Consider the following 18,203-nt stretch of genomic DNA (forward strand, 5'->3'; position numbering starts at 1 on the left):
ACAAAAGCGCTATTAAGCTTTTGTATCCACACCACCGGCTGCTGATACGATAACCATAGCTGGACGTAATAAACGACCATTTAAGGTATAACCTTTTTGCAGACAATCAATGATTGCATTTGGCGCAACATCTGGATTTGGGATCATTGACATAGCTTGATGTAATTCAGGATTCAACGCATCACCTTGTGCTGGGCTCACCACTTCAACACCGAATTTTGCTAACGAAGCTTCAAAACTCTTAAGAGTTAATTCAACACCTTCAATCATAGGCACTAAAGCTTCGTTGTCTTTATCTGCTGCTTGTAAAGCTCGCTCTAAGTTATCTGCAACTGGTAATAACTCATTAGAAAACTTTTCTAATGCAAATTTATGGGCTTTTTCAACGTCAAGTGCAGCGCGACGACGAATATTTTCAACTTCTGCTTTGGCACGGACCACAGAGTCTTGTTGATCTTGAATTTTTGCTTCCGCTGCAGCTAATTTAGCTTCTAAAGCTTGTATTTGGTTGTCTTCTACAACTTGCTCGTTATTTTCCGCCGCTTGAGCTTCAACTTGCTCTGCTACTTCTTCAACTTGAACGTCTTGTTGTTCATTGCTCATAAATTTACTCCAAAAACAATTTGTTTACTTAGGACCTCGGCTGGCCCTTAACACTGTCTTGGAATATAAGGGCAAAAAAAATCGAATCAAGCCTCAAATGGCACTAACTGCTAATTTTAACCAACAAAATCAACTTCACAGGGCGATTAATACTTGTTGATATTTCACGCTGAGTTAAAATTTATAAAAGCTTACAATATCTTAGGGCTTATGAATGCCGTCAGTTTTTAAGAGAGTCGGTTTAGTTGGCAAACCAAACCACCCAGATACAACTACAACCTTAGTCAGCGTATGCCAGTTTTTACAGCAACAAGGCTGCCAAGTTTTTGTCGAACAAAAAGTCGGCCACGACGTTGAGCTAGACAATGTAGAACAATTAAGTTTGTTAGAGCTAGGGCAAGCTTGTGATTTAGCCATAGTCATTGGCGGCGACGGCAACATGCTGGGAGCGGCGCGAGTACTGTCACGCTTTGATACTGCCGTTATCGGCATCAATCGTGGTAATTTAGGATTTTTAACCGATATTCACCCAGAAGCCTTTGAGAGCGCTTTGACCCAGGTACTTAAGGGTCAGTTTTCGATTGAAGAAAGATTCTTATTAGAAGTCACTGTGCATAGGCATGGTGAAGTTAAGAGCATCAATAGTGCAGTAAACGAAGCTGTGCTGCATTCTGATAAAGTTGCGCACATGATTGAGTTTGAAGTTTATATCAATGACAAGTTTGTCTTCAGTCAACGTGCAGATGGCTTGATATTATCGACACCGACCGGCACAACAGCTTATTCGTTATCAGGTGGTGGGCCAATTTTAACACCTAATTTAAATGCTATTTGTTTGCTGCCTATGTTCCCACATTCGCTGACAAACAGGCCTTTAGTGGTTGATGCAAATTCAAGCATACAGCTTATTGTACCAAATCGTTCGCAAGCTCAACTTGGCGTGACTTGTGACGGCCACGTGACTTTGCCTGTACTGCCTGGTGATGAAATCCGCATCCAAAAACATCCAGATCAGCTAAAACTCATTCATTTAAAAGACTATAACTATTATAACGTGCTCAGACGCAAACTGAATTGGGGTAGTAAACTTTATTAAACGATATACCCAAGTAGGGTATAAGCTAAACTCACAAAAATGTGCGAGTTTAGCTTTGGTTAGGTGCTTAAGCCGGTTGAAGCTCAGCTTGCATCGCTTTACTTACACGGGCAAACAAAGCTTTATCTTGCGTTTGAATAGCTCCTAAGCTTAACCATTTTTTCAACAAATCAAGCGTTGACTGAGTTTCACCTTCATTTAATTTCTCAGACAATAGTTGAACTTGAATTTCCATTTTACGTGAAGCGTCTTCTGCTGGCGTCTCGACACCAGAGACAATTTCCATACGTATAGTGATATCACGGCGCTGCTCGCTAATATCAGCTGATTGTTGGCTATTTTGCGCCAATTCAATTGCATGAATAATATTTGCAGGCAAGCTATTTAACCCAGCTTCATCCAATTGGCCTTCAACTACATAAGCTTCTAAATTAGTTAACCACTGCTGTAAATTGTCGGCTTGCGCTTGCTGTTTTAATTGCGCGATTTTTTGCTGGTAGCTGCTTATTGCTTGGCTCAATAACTTATCTAAACGTTTAGCTTGATTAGGGCTACACTCGGCCAATGAAATTGCTTTAAGTTTATCTATTTGGCTATAACACTGCTCTAAATTAGCTTTCTCAAGGTCAAGCACAAGCTGGTCAATTTGCTCTTTTACCGACTCGTACGCATGCTGCTGTTTATCTTTTTCTGCTTGATAGTCAGCTTGTTTTTGATTAAATACGCCGTCGTTTATCGCTCTAAATTCAGCCCATAACTTGTTTTCAACTTGAGCACCGGCAAAACCTATGTTTTTCCACTGCTGTTGCAGCTGTTTTAACGCTTCACTGGCTTGAGCAACCTCTTGCTCTTGCGCGTATTTTTGTGCCTTAACAATCAACTGACGTTTTTGTTCAGCATTATCTGTATAAAACTGATTTAACTTTTGCCTTAATGGTTTGATTGCAGCAAAAAATGCTTGGCTGACTTGATTGTATTCGCTGCGTTCAACGCTACCGGCTTTGTTCCAATCATTTTGTAAACGCGGCAAGTGTTTAGCCAATTCAGCGTAATCAGCATTTGCCGCAAATGCTTCGGCACAAGCTTGCACTTCTTCAACCAATTGATTACGAGCTTGCAAGTTTGTCGCTCGCTGCGCTTCTAACTCGGCAAACTTTTCACGGCAAGGTGCAAAAGCTTGTTCAATCGCTAGGTCAAAAGCTTGGTTTAACTGTTTATTTTCATCACAATCCGTGTTGCCTAACAAACGCCAATTATGTCGAGCAAACTTTACTTGCTTAGCTCTAGCATGTACGTCGTCTAAAGTTTGCTCTGCCATAGCTTCTATCTCAGCTAGCAGCTCACGTTTTCTAGGTAAACCTATGTAAGATTTCCATTCTTCCAAGTTATTAACCTGCTCATTTAAACGCTGATGTTCACGTTCTATTTTGCTATAGCTGTGAGCGGTTAATCCTTCCACGCCTTCAGATATTTTTCTAAACAAACCAAGTGCTACATTGTAGCGTCCTGCTTGAATAAGACGGTCTAACTCACGCATCTGCCCTTTTAACTGTTTAATTGCAGAGTTTTGTTTGTGGCTAAAGTCTTTTAAGCTGTCTTTCCAACTTTTGATTAAACTTTGGCTGCTCTCTTGCAAACTTTCAGGTAAAGCAAATAACATTTGTCTTTTTAATGTTTTCCACTCTTCAAACCATTGGTTAAATTGACTTTGTGCTTGGTCTACTTGATCTAAAGTTTCTGGTAACTGCCACTGATGTAATTGCGTTAGAGCACGGGTTGCTTGGGCAACTTGCTCGGCGAATTCTGGTAAATGGGCGGCATTGTGTTCAATTTGATTTAGCTGCCTGAACAAGTTTTCAGTTTCGCGACCACCGATATGGTCTTCACTCAAGAGCTGCTTAGCATCAGCAATAGATTTTACAATCGCATCTAGCTCACTATCACCGTTCGACTCAATCGCCAAAGCCACTTGTGACTGTATTTTTGCAATAGCATTACTCACTTGCTCTATAATTTTTTGCTGGCGTTCAGCAGCTAACTTTTCAGCTTGAGCTTGGGTATAAACAGTTTCAAGGGCGGTTAAATTGTTTGAGTATTTGCTTTCAATCTGCTGGTATTTGTCGACTAATGTTTGTTGTTCTTCTTCAGGTAAACAAACTAACTCACCTTGTAGTTGTTGCCATTGTTCTACCAAAGCACTACCGTCATTTTTGACCTGCAGGTAATCTGACTTGTCTTTTAATGCTAATAATTTACTTAAAATCAAGCTGGTTTGTTTACGCACTAATTCAGGTTTTTCTGCGGCCGCTTTCAACTCGTCTAACTTGGCACTCGCCCACTGCTGAACTTTTAGATGTTTAGCTTTTTGGGCAATTTTTTCTAGTTGTTTAGTGTCGTCAATACGCTCTGCACAAGCTAGGGCTATGCTTTCGTTACCATCACGAATTGCGAGATCATAATTTAAGTTGTTTTTGTTCAACTTATTTAATAAGGTCAGGCGCAAGTTATCGTCGTCGCCTCTGCGGACAAAGTCCTCTAACAGAGCGGTATTTTGGCAGTCTTGTAAATATTGCTGCTTTTCACTGACCGACAATACTGAGTCAGAGCTGAACAACAGCTGTTTTACTTTTTCTAGCGCTAATTTTTGGATCTTAACATCACTATCATGCTGCATCGCATGATCCCAACAGCTTAAGCTGTTAAGCTGCTCAAGTGCTTGTTTACGAACATTTGTATCAATATCTTTGCTCGCAACTTGCTCTAATATACTGTTGTCGTTCAATTTTTGAATTGCTTGTAAACGCACAACTGCATCTTTATGTTGCCATTTTGGCTGGAATAATTGTTTAAATATCATCATGTTTAAACCGTACGATAGTTTCTTTCGCAAAACTTTGTTTTAATTCAGAGCGGGATTTTTCAACTACAAAACCGTCTGCCCCTATTGTATATGGCTGATCAGAATCCAGATGTTTTGCTTGCCAAGCCATAATTGCTTGCAGCATATTTTCACGTTGCTGAGGCTCTACTACTCTGCCATCTTGCCATTTGCCTGTTTCAACCGCCTCACAAAGTGATTGATATACAGTTTCAGGCATATTATCGATCAATTCTAAAAAGTTCATACTTGCTTATCACGTTTAAACATCATAATTCGAATTCGGGTGACAACGTACCACACCAACCCAAGTAAAGCGACGACTTGCGACGCAATTTTGTCGTAGCCCATGCCAGAATCAGCATACCAACTAGAGTAAGCTAAACCACCAATAAACAATATCAAAGCCAAAAAGGAGTGCGTGATTAATGATGAACTTTTTTTAATTCTATTTATGCGCCGCTGTGTTGTTAGTTTCTCAGGATCTGCCACCAATACGTGATCGCAGTGCTGACAACTTTGTGCTTTATCTGAAATTCGTTTACCACATTCTGGACAAGGAACTAGTGCCATCAATTTACCTATTTTCGTTTTCTATCTGGGTTTGTTTAATGTCTTTGTGTAACAACATTATTGCGAATAAATTTGGCAATGTCATAAAGGCAACAGCCACAGCAGCTAAGTTCCAAATAACTGTCGTGTCTGCAATTGCTGCAACAAAAAAACCTAAAATGTAACTCATACGGAAGTATATGACAGAGCCTGAACCAAACAAATATACCATAGCTCTATCACCGTAGTAACTCCATGATATGGAGGTTGAAAAGGCAAATAACAAGATAGCAAAGGTAACTATATATTCGCCCCAATCACCAAACCAACCTTGATTAAAGGCTTTGGCAGTTAAAGCGGTTGAATGAATCAGCGACAAACCACTAATTTCTATATGATTTGGTTCAACTTTGCCTTGCTTCACAACCAATTCACCTGAATACGGCTGACCACTTAAATTGGTAAATTGAACAGCTTCAGCGATTGATCTTGCATGTACTATAGTCACGTCAGATTCGACTAATTTACCATTATCGACCTGTAAACTGCCATCAAACAGCACAACTTCATGCGCTTGTTTATTTAACCATGCAAATAATTTTTGTTGATCTTGTGCGACATTTTCTGAATATTGGCCTTCAAGCACATATAAATCAGCGTATGCAAACTGATTTTGGTGTTTTTGATGCCACACATTCGACGACAAAATCACTAAACCTGTGATAGTACATAAGATTATGGTGTCGATAAAAGGCTCTAACAAAGCCACTTTACCTTCGTTAACAGGATTAGTTGTTTTAGCACTTGCATGCGCTATAGGTGAAGAGCCCGCACCAGCTTCGTTGGAAAATAATCCACGGTTTACCCCACGACTAAATGCAAATGCAAAACTAGCGCCTAAAAAGCCCCCAACCGCAGCACTGCCGGTGAATACACCAGAGAATATAGCTTGAATGCTCGGCCAAATATTGTCGATTTGATAGGTTGCAACCGCTACCCCACCAATAATGTACATAGCAGCCATAAAAGGTACTATCTTGGCCGTTACTTTGGCGATACGCTGAATGCCACCAATAATCACCAAAGCTAATAGTATAGATAATACACTTCCGGTAATTATAGGTTCAATTGATAAGCTGCTCTGCATAGCTTGCGCAATATTGTTAACTTGTGGCATTGCGCCAATACCAAATGCGCTGACGATAACCGCGATCGCAAATATGATAGCCAACCAACGCATATTCAGCTTTCTGTCCATATAATACATAGGACCACCCGAATATGTGCCATCCGCTGTCTGCACCCTATATTTATGAGATAGTGTCACCTCGACATACTTTGTTGTCATACCAACAAATGCTGTCATCCACATCCAAAATAGTGCTGCTGGGCCGCCTAAATAAATAGCTAAACCAACCCCACCTATATTACCCGTGCCAACAGTGCCGGATAGAGCTGTGGTCAAGGCTTGAAAATGAGATGTATCACCAGGCGACTTTTGTGATTCTTTATCGAATAAAACTTTCCAACTCGCTCTAAAATAACGAATTTGTGGGAATTTAAGATAAATAGTAAAAAACGTGCCGACAAATAATAGTACATACGGAAAATACGCAGCACTCCCAAGCAAACTATCGATAAATAATAAAAACTGATTGATGCTTTCCATAATTAGCATTAGCCCTTGTTGTATTAAGTTTTAGCAACCACAGTATACCTTATGTTTTTAGATTATTTGTCGATAATAAGTGTACTAATATATAAAAATGGATTAGCCTTAAATAAGGAATGTGGGGGTTAGAATGACCGATTTTCAGCAGGTAAGAGCTCTAGCGTTAGTTTTATCTACACTGGTTATTGCTACCTGCTTTCCCGCGAGCGCCCAATTAAAAGATCTATCCTTACAACTTAGATGGAAACATCAGTTTCAATTTGCTGGTTATTACATAGCTAAAGAAAAAGGTTTCTATAAACAGCAAGGGTTAAACGTAACTCTGCTGCCCTACGGCAAAGATAGCCCAGCACCAGTGGATGCGATACTTAACCACCAAGCCGATTTTGCCATTAGTAGTTCAGCCGTTGCCATCCACAGAATGCAAGCAAAACCCATTGTTGCTTTATCCGCACTGATGCAGTCATCACCACTTGTGTGGATCACGTTAAAAAAGAATGGCTACACAGCACCACAAGATATAGTCGATAAACCATTGCCAACTTTGCCAGCACCTGAAAGTGCTGAATTATTAACTGTATTTCGCAAAGAAGGTTTTCGGCTAGATGAATTGCAGCTAGAAACACAAAATGCCAGCATAAACGACCTAGTGTTAGGCAATGTTGCCGCGTTAAATGCTTATGTATCCAACGAACCTTACCAATTAGAGCAGTCAGGTTATGAGTACAACCTAATCAAACCAAAAGATTATGGGGTGAATTTTTACAGCGATGTTTTAATTACCCATGAAGCTTTTGTTGAGCAGCACCCGGCTACAGTTGATAAGTTTAAACAGGCCTCGCTCAAAGGCTGGCGTTATGCGCTGACTAACATAGACGAAACCATTAAAATTATTAAAGAAAAATATGCACCGGATAAAAGCTTAAAACATTTATATTATGAAGCAAACCACCTAAAAGAGCTGATTATGCCCGAGCTTGTGCAATTGGGGCATATGAATCCAGATAGATGGAAAACCATAGCGGAAAATTATATTCAGTTGGGTATGGCCGGCAATCAACCTGATTTCGGGCAAATGGATAATTTAATCTATCAAAAACCGGTTAAAAACACCCGCATCTTAATCCACACTATCATCATTTCGCTTTTTATTATTTTAATTTTGTCTATTCTAGCATGGCGTTTTTTCTACTTATCTTCGACTTTAAAAAGGGAAATTAGCCGACGTCAGTATGCTGAGAAAAAGTTAATCAAAGCCAATAACGAATTAAAAGCACAGGCGCTAACCGACCCACTAACAAAAATTTACAATCGCCGTGCATTTTTCGAAAAAGGGGACGCAATTTTAAAACTCTCGGTTAGAAAACAATTAAGCTGTGCATTGATCATGTTAGATATTGATCACTTTAAAGATATTAACGATACATTTGGTCACGATGCCGGTGATGTAGCCCTGAAACAAATAACCCAAGTATTAAATCAATCCATTATTCGTAGCCACGACATTCTTGCACGTATTGGTGGTGAAGAATTTGCTATTTTGATGGTAGATTGTCGTTTAGAAGATGCAGCACAAGTTGCTGAACGTATTTTACAAGTTATCTCTGCACACAAGATAGTTTTGCCAGATGGCTCTGAAATTAATCTAACCATTAGCATGGGGTTAAGTGAAGTTGAGCTAGACCTAAGCCAGGCGTTAACACATGCAGATGTCGCTTTGTACCAAGCAAAAGAAAATGGGCGTAACTGTTATTACATATTTAACGAGCGTTTACCGAATAAAATTTATAAGCCACAAACGGCTTAAAATTATACTTCAACGCCTTGTGTATCGGTCGCCAGCAGGGTTTCTGGTTCGTTTAGTACGTCAGCAATCGGGATGAAACTCGCAAGGTCAGCCGGTTTTTGAATGCCAAAACCTTGCGCATAATCGACACCTATTTCGCGTAAAGCTTCCAAGATAGAATCGTCTTCAACATATTCGGCAATGGTTTTCATCCCCATAACCGCGCTGATTTGATGAATAGAACGAACAATCTCTCTATCGCGAACATTTTCTGTCATCTGCTTAACAAAACCACCATCAATTTTGACATATTCAGCAGGTAAGTTTTGCAAATAACTATAAGAAGAAAAGCCTTTACCAAAATCATCTAGTGCAAAGGTAAAGCCGTGCGCTTTAAGCTTGGTAATTAACTCTCGACCGACTACCAAGTTTGCAACTGCGGCAGTTTCGGTTACTTCAAAACATATAGTTTCTGGTGGGAAACCAATTTTTTCGTGCAAGTCGATAATATAGGAGAATAGCTTTTCGTCATTCAAAGACTCACCAGATAGGTTGATCGACAAAGTCACTTTTTTCCATAACTGTGGTCTAGATGAAATCCAACGAAATACACGTTTAATCACCCAGCGGTCAATTTTAGGGGTTAAACGAAAACGCTCAGCCGCTGGTAAAAACATGTTCGGTGACAACAAGATACCGTCTTCATCTTGCATACGCAGTAAAATTTCAATGTGCTCACGTTCGCTTTGACCACAAGTAGGGTTAATGCGTTGGAAAAATAAAACAAACTTGTCGTTCACTAAAGCGTCATTAATACGTGCTGCCCAGCGTGGTGCTTGGTGATGGCTATTAAGCTTTTCATTATTCACATCAAATACACGTAAATTATTCATGCCAATATTTTTAGCCATATAACATGCGGCATCTGCTTCACGACGCGCTTCAGCGGCATTATGTGTATCCGAAGTAATTTGTGTAACGCCAAAACTCGCGCCAATTGAGTGGATTTTGCCACCCCAGATAAATCTATACTCTTTAACTTGCGCGAGTATTTTTTCGAATATATTCATACCGTGTTCGAGTTGTGCATCAAACAAAATAATGCCGTATTCGTCACCACCAATACGAGCACAAACGTCAGTTTTACGTAAATAAGAGCGTAATATACTGCCAACTTCATATAAGAGTTGATCACCCGCGGCATGCCCGGCACTGTCATTGATCAGTTTAAATCTGTCTAAATCAATCAAACACAATACATGTGAACGCTGCTCCATTTTGGCATTGTGCACAGCTTCATTGAGCATTTCTTCAAATTTATGGCGGTTGAGCAGTTTAGTAACAACATCATAACTTGCTTGGAAATTTAATTTTTTGCGCAGACGCTCACTTTGCGTCATATCGCGTAATACCATTACAGTACCAACTAACTCTTTCGATGGATTACGCAAAGTGGTGATGTGTTTTTCTATGTATAAAACTTCCAATTCGCGATTAATTCTGTGCATGCAGCGCTCACTCGCGCTATCACTTTGTTCGGCGTTTTTAACCACATCTTTTAGTGCATGGCGCAAACGTTTTGAATCTTCAGGATCAACAAAAGGCAATACATCAGCAATATGTTTACCCACAATGTCAGTAACCGCAGCTTTGATAATTTTAAATGTGGTCGAGTTACAGTAAGTTACAACCCCATTTAAATCTGTGGTGATAACTGCGTCACCGATCGAATTAAGCGTTACTTTATTAAATTCTTTTGCTGCAAATAACTCATCTAACATACCGTTAATTGAACCAGCCAACTCACCAACTTCTTCAGTTTGATAATTGCTAACTTTTTTAGCACTTTCATCTGTTGGTTTAATTTGTGCAACTTCTTCAGTTAAACGGTTAATGCTCTGTCTAGACTTTTTATAATGGGTTAAATAGATATAAAAACTCATTAACGCAGACAATAAACAAATCAAACCTGCTAACCAAACAACGGGTTGGGTGTAAAATGAAAAAGGTGTTACAGCAACAGGCACTGCCCATTTGCGTTTTTGATCGACTAAATCAGAGGTTACAAATGCATCAAGGTGTGCAGATACATCAAAAGGGCTGACCTCAATATTGGCTGATGCATGTGGAAGTTTGAAACCTTGAATAAAAGCTTGGCTATTTAGTTTACTCATAGCCACAACAACTGGCTGCCCCAACTCAGTTTGGACAATACCAACTTTACTAGTTTGATAGCGGTTAACTATATCTAACAGTGTATTATTGAATTCGATTGAGGCTAAATTGCTAGGCGATTGCACTGACGCTGTAGGTTTTATCTCACAAGGTGCCTGCTTAAGCACGTCAAAACATAAGTCAAAATCTGCGTGAGCACCGCTGTCAGTAGTGGTTGAATTGGCTTGTGAATATATAAGGTTATGTTGGTACTGAGTATCAACCAGTAATTTGTCGAACATTTCTTCGACATATTTAGCTTGGCTGCTAACAATTTGCAATCGATAGGAATTCTGCCACTCATTAAGTGCATGAAGTGATGCCACCCCCAGCAGAATAAAGAATATCACCCCACCGATGGCGGCAAAGATTATGTGTCTTTGCAGTGCTTTCATCATCAGCTACCAAAAATTGCTCAAATATTATAAGAATTATGCGTGCCCATTACCGCCTTTTACCGACTATTAGTCAAGCACTTTTTGCTTGCTAGACCAGCAAATTGACCAATTTGCTTAATTTTTTATTAATATTTTTTAAATAAACTAGAGTGTAAGTTTTTTCTTACAGCAAAGCATCTACAAATTTAGACCTAGCGTCTTCAAACAAGCCAAAGAATTATTTTATTAAATGGCGTTAATTCGCTATAGTTAGCGCAATTTCCCCAGCGATAATCAAGTTTTGTACATTCAACCCATGGAAAAAATAGATTTAGACAAAGTTAGAGTCGAGATTACTAGCTTAGATGAGCAGCTTTTATCTTTATTAGCTAAACGAAGAGATTTAAGTATTCAAGTTGTAAAAAGCAAGGTTCAAGACCAAAAGCCAGTACGAGATAGCTACCGTGAAACCCTACTGTTGCAAAACCTATCTGCGAAAGGTAAAAAACTCGGGTTAAAAAGTGACTACATTCATAACGTATACCGCACCATAATTGAAGACTCAGTTGAGTTGCAACAAGACTACTTAATGCAACTAAATAACCCAAGTATGAAAAGTGCTGAATACAAGGTTGCCTATCTGGGAACAAAAGGCTCTTATAGCCATTCGGCAGTCGAAAAATATTTAACTGGGTTAAATGGTGGTTTAATTGACGTAGGCTGCAAAAGCTTTGACGACATTTTTGCTGCCGTTGAAGATAAAGACGCAGATATTGGCGTATTACCTATAGAAAATACCTCTTCAGGTAGTATTAATGAGGTATATGATTTACTTCAAACCACTCGACTAAAAATTATCGATGAACTTTACATCCCGGTAAAACACAATTTATTGGTTGCTTGCGAAACCGACTTATCAAAAATTAAAACCATTTATGGTCACCACCAACCAATAGCACAATGCAGTGACTTTTTAAATGAACTGTCGGATGTTGATATTGTGGTATCTGACAGTACCTCGACTGCTTTGTCGGAAGTAAAAAAACTCAATGATCCAAGTGTTGCTGTATTAGGCAGCGCAGAGGCAGGCAAGCATTATGGTTTACAATCAATTCGTGCCGATGTAGCCAATCAAAAAGATAACCAGACACGTTTTATTGTGGTTGCGCGCGAGCCAGTAAACGTACCGCTAACTTGTGCCGCCAAAAACTCACTCATTCTATCGGTTGGTCAACGACCTGGTGCACTGGTAGATGCCTTGTTAATCTTCAAAAAATATAACATCAGCATGTGTAAAATAGAGTCTCGCCCTATTAAAGGCCGTCCTTGGGAAGAAATGTTTTATATAGATGTGACTGAAAACTTACAATCAGAAGCTATGCAATCAGCGATTAAAGAACTTAAACCAAGTGTTTCTGACTATACTGAATTAGGTTGTTATGTTAATCGTAGCAGCCATGTAGAAGGCGCTTAATCCATAATCAGTTAACAGCCAACAAAGCGGAGATGCTTGATGAATACGATTAGATACTTTGTTTTCAGTATTTGTACATTAACTTTAATCTCCGCTTGCTCTGAACCACCAAGCATTACCCAACCACAACTGCGCGCAATAGCTTGGCAAAAAGTCGCGCTTGAACCCATCCAACAAATTCGTAATTTACCTGGAAATATAGTACCCGCTGAAACAGCGCCGCTTAGTTTTCAAGTTGGCGGCAAAATTCAACAAATACAGGTAAAACTAGGTGATACTATTTTTGCAGGTCAACCACTCGCCCAACTTGATCAAAGAAACTATCAACTAGCTTTACAAGCAGCCGAAGGTGAAGTTAAACGAGCGCAAGCTTTATATTCTGAACGACAAGCTGAATATTTGCGCTTCCAACAATTGTTAGAACAACAACTCGTTTCTAAATCACAATTTGATAATGCAAAATCACAAGCACAATCGGCGCGCTCGACCCTTGAAGTAGCAACAACTCAAGTAAAAATTGCTGAGAAAAACTTAGCAGATACCCAACTGCTGGCCCCTTACGATGGCCATATAAGTAAACAGCTCGCCGAGCCGTCACAGCAAGTGGCCAGCGGCCAGACGGTATTTGAAGTTGAAGGCACGCATGGTTTTGAAATTGAAGTATTCGTCCCTGAAATTATGGTGAAACACATATCACTTGGGCAAATATGTAAAGTTTCCAGCCAAGTAACTAAAACGAGCCAACTGAACGCCAGTGTCAAAGAAATTGCCAGTCGCGCTGAAACTGCTAATGCATTTAAAGTTATATTACAGTTTAACCAAAACCACCAAGATTTACGCGCTGGTATGTCTGTGGAAGTAGAATTTGTTTATTTATCATCTGAACGCAACAATGTATCAGGTGATGCAGTTAAAGTACCACTATCGGCAGTACTGGCAGGTAGTAATCAACAAAACTTTGTATTTGTATTTGATGCACAATCTAACAAGCTTGAAAAACGTCCTGTGGTTACCGAAAACATAATAGAAAACCAAGTATTGATCACCCAAGGTTTACAGTCTGGCGAAATTATCGCAACTGCAGGTGTGCATTTTCTAAATGACGGACAACAAGTGACCTTGCTGCAAAATCAAATAAATATCTTTAACTAACTTGGGTGGTGTATGAACATAGGTCGTTTGGCGCTTAAATACCAGAAGCCAATTTTACTCGTTTTATGTTTGTTAATTGTTTATGGCCTAGTTAGCTACTTTGCTTTGCCTGCACGCGAAGATCCTGAAATCACTATCAGGGAAGCGGTTGTCACCACACAATTCCCCGGCATGTCGTCAAATCGCGTAGAAGAGTTAATCACCAAAAAACTAGAAGAATCTATTCGGCAGATCGCGCAAGTTGAAAGAATTCGCTCGACCTCATCAACCGGTATATCAATCATACATGTTGAAATAGCAGATAAATATTTTGAACTAGAAAACATTTGGCAAGATTTACGCAACAAGGTTAATCAAGTCCAACACAAGTTACCGCAAGGAACCTCCCCCTCTGTCGTCAATGATGATTTTGGTGACGTTGCCATACTCACACTGGCGCTAACTGCGGATGGATTTTCGCTCGCCGATAAAAAGGAAATGGCTGAGCATATACGTGACACCTTGTATGCTGTAGAAGGCACAAAAAAAATTGAAATACTCGGCATTCAACCACAGCGTATTTTTATCGAGGTGACCAATGCAAAACTGGCTCAATTTGGCGTATCCCCTGATTATTTAGCCAGTCAATTGCAAGCACAAAACATTATTCAACCAGGCGGTACGATAGACACAGGGTTACGTAGCATCACAATTGAACCCAGCGGTAATTTCACATCGATTGACGCAATAAAAAATACACTTATTAGTCTACCAAACTTACAACAACCCATGGTTTTGCAAGATATCGCCAAGGTTAAGCTGGATTATATAGACCCACCGTATAACAAGGTTTATTACAATGGTGAACCTGCACTTGTATTAGCCATATCTATGCTGTCTGGTTTTAATGTACTGGAATACTCCCCTCGCCTAGTCGAAAATATTCAACAAATTCAACAAACACTGCCAATTGGCTACAATTTAGATATAGCGACTATTCAAGCGCAGCAAGTTGAAAAAACGGTTTATGGTGTATCGGTTAGCGTGTTACAAACCTTGTTGATTGTTTTGGTTGTTGTCATGCTGTTTTTAGGTATACGCACAGGCCTAATCGTTGGCAGTATAGTACCTGTCGTTATGCTGATTACCTTAGCGATTATGAGCTTTACAGGCATAAACTTAGAGCGAATGAGTTTAGCGACACTAATAATTGCTCTAGGCTTGTTAGTTGATAATGGCATTGTTATCGCAGAAGACTTTAAAAGTCGCTTAGAGCAAGGACATTCACGCATTGACGCGTTAGAGCAAGCACCGAAGGAATTGGCGATCCCATTACTCAGCTCGTCAATTAGTACCATTTTATTCTTTTTACCACTTATGCTCGCGCAGCATGTTGCTGGCGAATACACACGTTCAATATCCTTAGTGATATTAATCAGTTTATTGACCAGTTGGTTGTTAGCTGTTGTGATAACCCCGTTACTTTGTTATCACTTCTTAAAAATCACCAAACAACAAGTGTCGAATAAAAGCTCGGCACACGAGTTTTACCCCAAATTATTAAGACTCAGTTTTAATTACAAAAAGTCTTTGATATTTGCAGTATTTGCTTTATTGGTTTTATCTGCACTTGCTATGTCAGGCGTTAAAAAACAGTTTTTTCCGGATTCAGACAGGCCACAGGTATTAGTTTATTTAGATTTAGAGCCGAGTGCTTCAGCAAACGCGACCGACAAAGCTCTGCAACATGTTTTTCAGTGGCTTGAACAACATAAAGCAGACTTAGCCTATTCAACCCATTCAGCTTATGTTGGTTTTGGAGGCCCACGTTTTGTTTTGTCACTCACCCCGATAGATCCAACATCCAATAAAGCATTTATTGTGCTCAACTATGATTCAGCGGATAAAATTGACGCTGCTATCCAAGCTTTGCGCCAAGGGTTTGCGCAAAACTTTCCGTGGATACGTGCACGAGTGAATAAAATGTTTTTAGGCCCATCCGATTCTTCTGAAATTAAAATTCAAGTTAAAGGGCCTGATGCTGAATATATCTATCAAACAGCCGAAAAAATTAAACAAATATTGGCTCAAGTAGATGGCACTATTGATATTCGAGATGATTGGCAAGGCAGAATTACCTCGGTAAAAGTTTTGATTGACCAACACAAAGCGCGCCAAGCAGGTGTCACCTCAGCTGATGTCGCAAATAGGCTACAAGGTTATTTCGACGGTGCTGAATTAACTGAATACCGTGATCACGACAATATAATTCCTATCGTTTATCGCGCAGATCATCAAGAGCGCCATACCTTAGATAGACTGCGCACTACCAGTGTTTATGCAAGTAATCAGCAACATTATGTGCCGCTTTTACAAATAGCTGATTTTGAGCCATCAGTAAGCTTTGCCAGCATTCAAAGAGAAAACCTCTTTAAAACCATCTCAATTGAAGCGCGAAATATATCGATGACAGCCGAAGATTTAAAACTGTTAATCGATGAAAAAATTCAAGGGCTGCAGCAAAATTTACCGACTAACCACAGCATAGAATATGATGGCGTGATAAAAGAATCAGCTGAAGCACAAAAATCACTCGCTGCGAATATGCCGATTGTTTTAGCTATTGTGGTGCTTTTGTTAGTAATACAATTTAACTCATTCCGCCGACCATTGATTATTATTTTAACTATACCACTTTCTTTTATCGGGGCTGTCGTTGGTTTATTGGTTATGCAAGCGCCATTTGGTTTTATGGTTTCACTCGGTTTATATAGCTTAGCTGGCATTATTATCAACAATGCTATTGTATTGATAGACAAAATCGACTTGTTACGCGCACAAGATATACCACTTGAACAAGCACTCATTCAAGCGGCGACCAGCAGGTTACGCCCTATTTTAATGACCACAGTAACAACCATCTTAGGTTTAATGCCACTGATTCTAACCAAAGACCCGTTATTTTACGGCTTAGCCTGCGTACTCGCATTTGGCTTGGCAATAGGCACTTTACTCACACTTGGTGTTGTACCTGTTTTGTACAAATTATTCTTTAAATCCGACGTTAATCTGCAACAAAGCTAAAATCTGAATGGAAAAATTTATATATAACCCGCCTGCTGGCGTTCCAAATATTTTGTATCAAGACAATGATATTGTTGTTATCAATAAAGCTTCCGGTTTGTTATCCAACCCAGGACGCGCGGTTGAAACGCATGACTGTGCGTTAAGTCGCTTAAGAACTCATTTTCCATCGATTATTTTGGTTCATAGGCTCGACTGCGAAACCTCTGGAATAATGGTATTTGCTTTACATAAAGCAGCTGAAGTTCACCTCAAAAAACAATTTGAAGCGCGCACTACGCGCAAGAGCTACCTGGCTGAAATTTGTGGCAATCCAAGTCAACAGAGCGGTTGTTTAAACTGGTCACTAGCACCAGATAAAAACAATGTGCCTAGACAAAAAGTATCAGAAGAAGGCAAAGCCGCAGTAACTCACTTTGAAATCTTAATTAACAAAACTGAGTCGGCAGTTGTTCTGTTAAAGCCAGAAACAGGTCGAACACACCAATTAAGAGTACATATGCATCACTGGGGACATACAATTTTGGGCGATAATTTTTACGCATCAGCAGAAATCAAAGCCATGTCCAACAGACTGAGACTACATGCATACAGTTTAGGATTTGCCCACCCAAGTACAGATGAATTTGTTGAGTTTAAAGTTGCAGCAGATTTTTAATTAGCGAAGCAACCATATCCTAAAAATATTGAAGCAATAACTTAGAGCAAAACTTCTTTTTCAGGGATGAAAAAGCAGAGCGCCCATGGATGGGTCTACAGCGTTTTTGCGAAAGTTATGCTTCAATGTTTTCTATATTGCACAATATTGTCAGCGCCTTGGCACTGACCTTTTGTTCAAATACTATCGCTGCATTTCCTATTCGCGATGCAAAAGTTTAATAAAGCATATTCGATAGCTAATTTTATAAAGCCTCCCTGTCATGGATGACAGGGCGGAGCCTATATGGACATATTCACGGCGACTTTAGAAAATTAAGCTTCGAGTGTGCTTGAATGCACCTGAACTAGCAGCGGCTAGTGAAGCCTATTACCCTGTTTTATATTGCACAATTTAAACAATGGAGGGAATAAACCGCGGAAGGAACTGTGGCAAAGAAGGGTTATTTGCTTGGAATATTTTTTGCTCTCACACAGTATCCCTACCGAGTTAATGTTTTGTTCAAATACGATCGCAGCAGACCTTAATTAGCGATACAAATGCTTATAAAGCATACTCGAAAGCTAATTTTATAAAGCCTCCCTGTCATGGATGACAGGGCGGAGCCTATATGGACATATTCACGGCGACTTTAGAAAATTAAGCTTCGAGTGTGCTTGAATGCACCTGAGCTAGTAG

General features: G+C 39.7%; 12 protein-coding genes. 6 read left to right on the forward strand and 6 right to left on the reverse strand.

The window, feature by feature from the left end; all coding sequences use genetic code 11:
* Positions 1 to 12: 12 nt before the first annotated feature.
* The gene (grpE, locus tag ACMZOO_RS02285) at positions 13 to 603 is read right to left on the reverse strand and encodes a nucleotide exchange factor GrpE (RefSeq protein ID WP_440905197.1); all 591 of its coding nucleotides are present in this window, start codon (positions 601 to 603) and stop codon (positions 13 to 15) included.
* Positions 604 to 817: 214 nt separating this feature from the next.
* Here grpE and nadK point away from each other — a divergent pair, with 214 nt between their 5' ends.
* The gene (gene nadK / locus ACMZOO_RS02290; protein ID WP_440905198.1) at positions 818 to 1,699 is read left to right on the forward strand and encodes an NAD(+) kinase; all 882 of its coding nucleotides are present in this window, start codon (positions 818 to 820) and stop codon (positions 1,697 to 1,699) included.
* Positions 1,700 to 1,766: 67 nt separating this feature from the next.
* Here nadK and ACMZOO_RS02295 read toward each other — a convergent pair whose 3' ends face one another.
* The 4 genes from ACMZOO_RS02295 to ACMZOO_RS02310 are packed head-to-tail and all read right to left on the reverse strand — an operon-like array spanning position 1,767 to position 6,798.
* Positions 1,767 to 4,559 (reverse strand): DUF349 domain-containing protein, encoded by a 2,793-nt coding sequence (locus tag ACMZOO_RS02295; RefSeq protein ID WP_440905199.1) that lies wholly within the window; start codon positions 4,557 to 4,559, stop codon positions 1,767 to 1,769.
* A complete protein-coding gene (locus ACMZOO_RS02300) occupies positions 4,546 to 4,824 on the reverse strand; it encodes a YeaC family protein (RefSeq protein WP_440905200.1) in 279 nt (92 codons plus the stop codon). The genes ACMZOO_RS02295 and ACMZOO_RS02300 overlap by 14 nt, the downstream gene beginning before the upstream one ends.
* Positions 4,821 to 5,150, reverse strand: coding sequence for a zinc ribbon domain-containing protein (locus ACMZOO_RS02305; protein WP_440905201.1), 330 nt, complete (start codon positions 5,148 to 5,150; stop codon positions 4,821 to 4,823). The genes ACMZOO_RS02300 and ACMZOO_RS02305 overlap by 4 nt, the downstream gene beginning before the upstream one ends.
* Positions 5,151 to 5,154: 4 nt before the next feature.
* Positions 5,155 to 6,798, reverse strand: coding sequence for an alanine/glycine:cation symporter family protein (locus ACMZOO_RS02310; RefSeq protein ID WP_440905202.1), 1,644 nt, complete (start codon positions 6,796 to 6,798; stop codon positions 5,155 to 5,157).
* Between the two features lie 133 nt (positions 6,799 to 6,931).
* On the opposite strand from ACMZOO_RS02310, the gene ACMZOO_RS02315 reads away from it, so the two are divergent.
* A complete protein-coding gene (locus ACMZOO_RS02315) occupies positions 6,932 to 8,608 on the forward strand; it encodes a diguanylate cyclase (RefSeq protein ID WP_440905203.1) in 1,677 nt (558 codons plus the stop codon).
* A 2-nt stretch (positions 8,609 to 8,610) separates the two neighbouring features.
* On the opposite strand, the gene ACMZOO_RS02320 is transcribed toward ACMZOO_RS02315, so the two are convergent.
* Positions 8,611 to 11,199, reverse strand: a complete 2,589-nt coding sequence (locus ACMZOO_RS02320; protein WP_440905204.1) for an EAL domain-containing protein — start codon at positions 11,197 to 11,199, stop codon at positions 8,611 to 8,613.
* A 295-nt stretch (positions 11,200 to 11,494) separates the two neighbouring features.
* Between ACMZOO_RS02320 and pheA the strand changes: the two genes are divergently transcribed.
* From pheA to ACMZOO_RS02340, 4 genes are read left to right on the forward strand one after another with little or no spacing between them, the layout of a single operon-like run.
* Complete coding sequence (gene pheA, locus ACMZOO_RS02325; RefSeq protein ID WP_440905205.1) at positions 11,495 to 12,652, forward strand: prephenate dehydratase; 1,158 nt, start codon at positions 11,495 to 11,497, stop codon at positions 12,650 to 12,652.
* A gap of 39 nt (positions 12,653 to 12,691) precedes the next feature.
* Complete coding sequence (locus ACMZOO_RS02330) at positions 12,692 to 13,804, forward strand: efflux RND transporter periplasmic adaptor subunit (protein ID WP_440905206.1); 1,113 nt, start codon at positions 12,692 to 12,694, stop codon at positions 13,802 to 13,804.
* A 12-nt stretch (positions 13,805 to 13,816) separates the two neighbouring features.
* On the forward strand, positions 13,817 to 16,867 hold the full coding sequence (locus ACMZOO_RS02335; protein WP_440905207.1) for an efflux RND transporter permease subunit: 3,051 nt from the start codon (positions 13,817 to 13,819) through the stop codon (positions 16,865 to 16,867).
* A 7-nt stretch (positions 16,868 to 16,874) separates the two neighbouring features.
* A complete protein-coding gene (locus ACMZOO_RS02340) occupies positions 16,875 to 17,525 on the forward strand; it encodes a pseudouridine synthase (RefSeq protein ID WP_440905208.1) in 651 nt (216 codons plus the stop codon).
* Positions 17,526 to 18,203 lie beyond the last annotated feature (678 nt).

This window comes from Catenovulum sp. SX2 (assembly GCF_052056295.1).
Classification (GTDB): Bacteria; Pseudomonadota; Gammaproteobacteria; order Enterobacterales; family Alteromonadaceae; genus Catenovulum.